Source organism: Streptomyces sp. NPDC005899, from assembly GCF_040629645.1.
In the GTDB taxonomy this organism is placed as follows: domain Bacteria; phylum Actinomycetota; class Actinomycetes; order Streptomycetales; family Streptomycetaceae; genus Streptomyces.
Genome location: NZ_JBEXWB010000491.1, coordinates 1 through 3,589, shown reverse-complemented (window position 1 = coordinate 3,589; position 3,589 = coordinate 1). Strand labels below are relative to the sequence as shown.

Annotated in this window: 2 protein-coding genes and 1 rRNA gene; all 3 read right to left on the bottom strand. The window is 67.4% G+C overall.

Features of this window, described 5'->3' with window-relative positions; genetic code table 11:
- Positions 1–72: 72 nt before the first annotated feature.
- A complete protein-coding gene (locus ABZ371_RS30365; RefSeq protein WP_358685645.1) occupies positions 73–2,568 on the bottom strand; it encodes a mannose-1-phosphate guanyltransferase in 2,496 nt (831 codons plus the stop codon).
- Positions 2,569–2,679: 111 nt separating this feature from the next.
- Entirely contained in the window at positions 2,680–3,288 is a 609-nt protein-coding gene (locus ABZ371_RS30360) for a CDP-alcohol phosphatidyltransferase family protein (RefSeq protein WP_358685643.1), read from the bottom strand.
- A gap of 213 nt (positions 3,289–3,501) precedes the next feature.
- A 5S ribosomal RNA gene (gene rrf, locus ABZ371_RS30355) occupies positions 3,502–3,589 on the bottom strand; the annotation flags it as partial.

Here is a 3,589-nt window from a genome sequence, read left to right as displayed (position 1 = left end):
CCCGGCCGCCTAAGGCCCCCACCCCCGACCGGGATGCCGGGGGCGGCGGCTTCGGGGAGGGCGGAGTCCGGTCTAGTCGCCGGCGCTGTCGACGATCGCCGCCCACTCGTCGAGCAGTGCCTGCGCGGAGGCGTCGTCGGGGCCTTCGGCCCACAGGTGGGTGACGGCCTCGGCCGGGTCGGGCAGGACCATCACCCAGCGCCCGTCCGCCTCGACGACCCGGACACCGTCGGTGGTGTCGACGCTGCGCTCCCCCGCGGCCTCCACGACCCGCCTCATGACGAGTCCCTTGACCGCCCACGGCGTCGCGAGGTCGCGGCGCAGGACATGGGCGCGGGGGATCCGGGCATCGATCTGGCTCAGCGTGAGCTGCGTCCGGGCCACCAGCCCGATGAGCCTGACGAAGGCCGCCGCACCGTCGAAGACGCTGCTGAACTCGGGGACGATGAAGCCACCGCGGCCGTCCCCGCCGAAGATGGTGGTGTCCTCCCGCCCGACGCGCGTCAGGTCGTCAGGCGAGGTCGTCGTCCACTCCACCTGCGTGCCGTGGTAGGCCGCCACCTGCTCGGCCACGCGCGTGGTGGTCACCGGCAGGGCGACGCGTCCGCTCCGCCGCTCGGCCGCCACGAGGTCGAGCATGACCAGCAGCGCCCGGTCGTCCTCGATGATCTTCCCTCGCTCGTCCACGAGCGAGAGCCGCTCACCGACCGGGTCGAACCGCACACCGAAGGCCGCGCGGGCGGAGGAAACGATCTCCCCCAGGCGCACCAGCCCGGCGCGGCGGGCCTCTGCGGTCTCGGTCGGCCGGGACTCGTCGAGTCCCGGGTTGATGGTCAGGGCATCGACACCGAGACGTCCCAGGAGGCTGGGCAGGATGAGCCCGGCGCTTCCGTTGGAGGCGTCCACGACGACCTTGAGGCCGGCATCGGCGATGCCGGCGGTGTCGACGTTGCGCAGGAGCGACCCCGTGTACGAGTCGAAGACGCTCGAGGGGAAGTGCAGGTCCCCGATCTCGCCGGGGAAGGCCCTGCGGTACTCCTGCCGGGCGTAGACGCGGTCGAGTTTCCGCTGGCTGGCCTGGGAGAGGTCGGCGCCGCGCTCGTCGAAGAACATGATGTCGACCGAGTCCGGCACCCCGGGGGACGTACGGATCATGATGCCGCCGGCACTGCCCCGGGCGGTCTGCTGACGGGCGACGGGCAGCGGTACGTTCTCCAGGTCGCGGACCTCGATGGCACTGGCCTGCAGCGCCGAGATGACCGCTCTCTTCAGTGCGCGTGCACCACGGGAGTGGTCGCGGGCCGTGGTGACCGTCGCGCCCTTCTTCAGGGTGGTCGCGTAGGCACCCGCGAGCCGGACCGCCAGCTCCGGGGTGATCTCCACGTTCAGGATGCCGGAGACACCGCGCGCCCCGAAGAGGTGCGCCTGTCCACGGGATTCCCAGATCACCGACGTGTTGACGAAGGCGCCGGCTTCGATGGTCTTGAACGGGTAGACGCGGACGTTGCCCTGGATGATCGATTCCTCACCGACCAGGCATTCGTCGCCGATGACGGCGCCGTCCTCGATGCGGGTGGCCCGCATGATGTCGGTGTTCTTGCCGATCACACAGCCTCGCAGGTTGCTGTGCTGACCGATGTACACGTTGTCGTGCACCACCGCCCGGTGCAGGAACGCACCGGATTTCACCACGACGTTCGACCCGATGACGGTGTGCTCGCGAATTTCCGCACCGGCTTCGACCTTGGCGTAGTCACCGATGTACAGGGGTCCGCGGAGAACGGCGTCGGGATGGACGTCCGCGCCCTCGGCCACCCAGACACCGGGCGAGATCTCGAATCCGTCGACCTCTACGTCGACCTTGCGTTCGAGGACGTCGGCCTGCGCCTTGACGTAGCTCTCGTGGGTGCCCACGTCCTCCCAGTAGCCCTCGGCGATGTAGCCGTAGATCGGCTTGCCGTCCTTCATGAGCTGCGGGAACACATCGCCGGACCAGTCCACCGAGACGTCGGCCTGGACGTAGTCGAAGACTTCGGGCTCCATGACGTAGATGCCCGTGTTGACGGTGTCGGAGAAGACCTGCCCCCAGGTCGGCTTCTCCAGGAAGCGTTCCACCTTGCCCTCTTCGTCGACGATCGTGATGCCGAATTCGAGGGGGTTGGGCACACGGGTCAGGCAGACCGTGACGAGGGCGCCCTTCTCCTTGTGGAAAGCGATGAGATCGGTGAGATCGAAGTCGGTGAGGGCGTCACCGGAGATCACCAGGAAGGTGTCGTCCTTCAGGGCTTCTTCGGCGTTCTTGACGCTTCCCGCGGTACCGAGTGGCTTCTCCTCGTTGGCATAGGTGAGCTCCATGCCCAGTTCCTCGCCGTCCCCGAAGTAATTCTTCACGAGGGAGGCGAGGAACTGAACGGTCACGACGGTTTCGTTGAGCCCATGCCGTTTGAGCAGCCTGAGCACGTGCTCCATGATCGGCCGGTTGGCCACGGGCAGGAGCGGCTTGGGCATGCTTGAGGTCATGGGGCGAAGGCGGGTGCCTTCGCCGCCTGCCATCACGACGGCCTTCATGTCGGAAACGTCCTCCTTGAACAGACGACGGTCGAGCCGACTTCACCCGTCGGGGCAACACCACAGCATCCGCTGCGGACCGGCGACTCTGCACGGCACCGCATCAACGGGCTAATCGGCTACTACATCCGCCTTGACGAGTTGGCGGACTTGGACCACGTAAAGGATCCCTGCCCACCAATAGAGGGTTGTACCCCACCCAGCGAACGCCCATCCGAAAATGGCGCCCAACGAGGCCAGCCAACCACTTCCGTCGCTGAGCAGCAACAAGGGGAAGGCGTACATGAGGTTGAAGGTCGCCGCCTTCCCGAGGAAGTTGACCTGCGGGGGCGGGTAACCGTGCCGGCGCAGGATTCCCACCATGACGAGGAGCATCAGCTCCCTGGCGAGCAGGGCAGCGGTGAGCCAGAGCGGCAGGATCTCGCGCCAGGTGAGCCCGACCAGGGTGGACAGGATGTACAGGCGGTCGGCAGCCGGGTCCAGGAGCCGGCCGAGGCTGCTGATCTGGTTCCACCTGCGGGCCAGCTTGCCGTCGAGGTAGTCACTGACACCGCTCAGCATCAGCACCAGCAGGGCCCAGGGGTCGCTGTTGGGCCCACCGAACACGGGGCGCAGGATCAGCCACAGGAAAAGCGGTACGCCGACGAGGCGGGCCATGCTGAGGATGTTGGGGATGGTGAGTACTCGGTCCGTCTGAACTCGAGTCTCCTGGACCTCCACCCGGGGGCCTCCTGTGTGAAGAACGTGCCGATGATGCCTCCCGACCCTACCCCCAGCCTCACGCCCCCGGCGCACAGGGGTGCGGAGGGGTCCGGAAGGTGCTGGGGGCTGCGACCGTGCCGGTGCGCGAGCGGCGGATGACGTCGGGCGATTCCTGCCGTGAACGCAGAAAAGCCCCGTGCCACAAGGGCACGGGGCTTTCCCGTAATAATTGTTCGGCGGCGTCCTACTCTCCCACAGGGTCCCCCCTGCAGTACCATCGGCGCTGAAAGGCTTAGCTTCCGGGTTCGGAATGTAACCG

Coding starts and splice junctions, on each gene's coding strand:
- ABZ371_RS30365 (WP_358685645.1), bottom strand. CDS start 2,568: ATGAAGGCCGTCGTGATGGCAGGCGGCGAAGGCACCCGCCTTCGCCCC.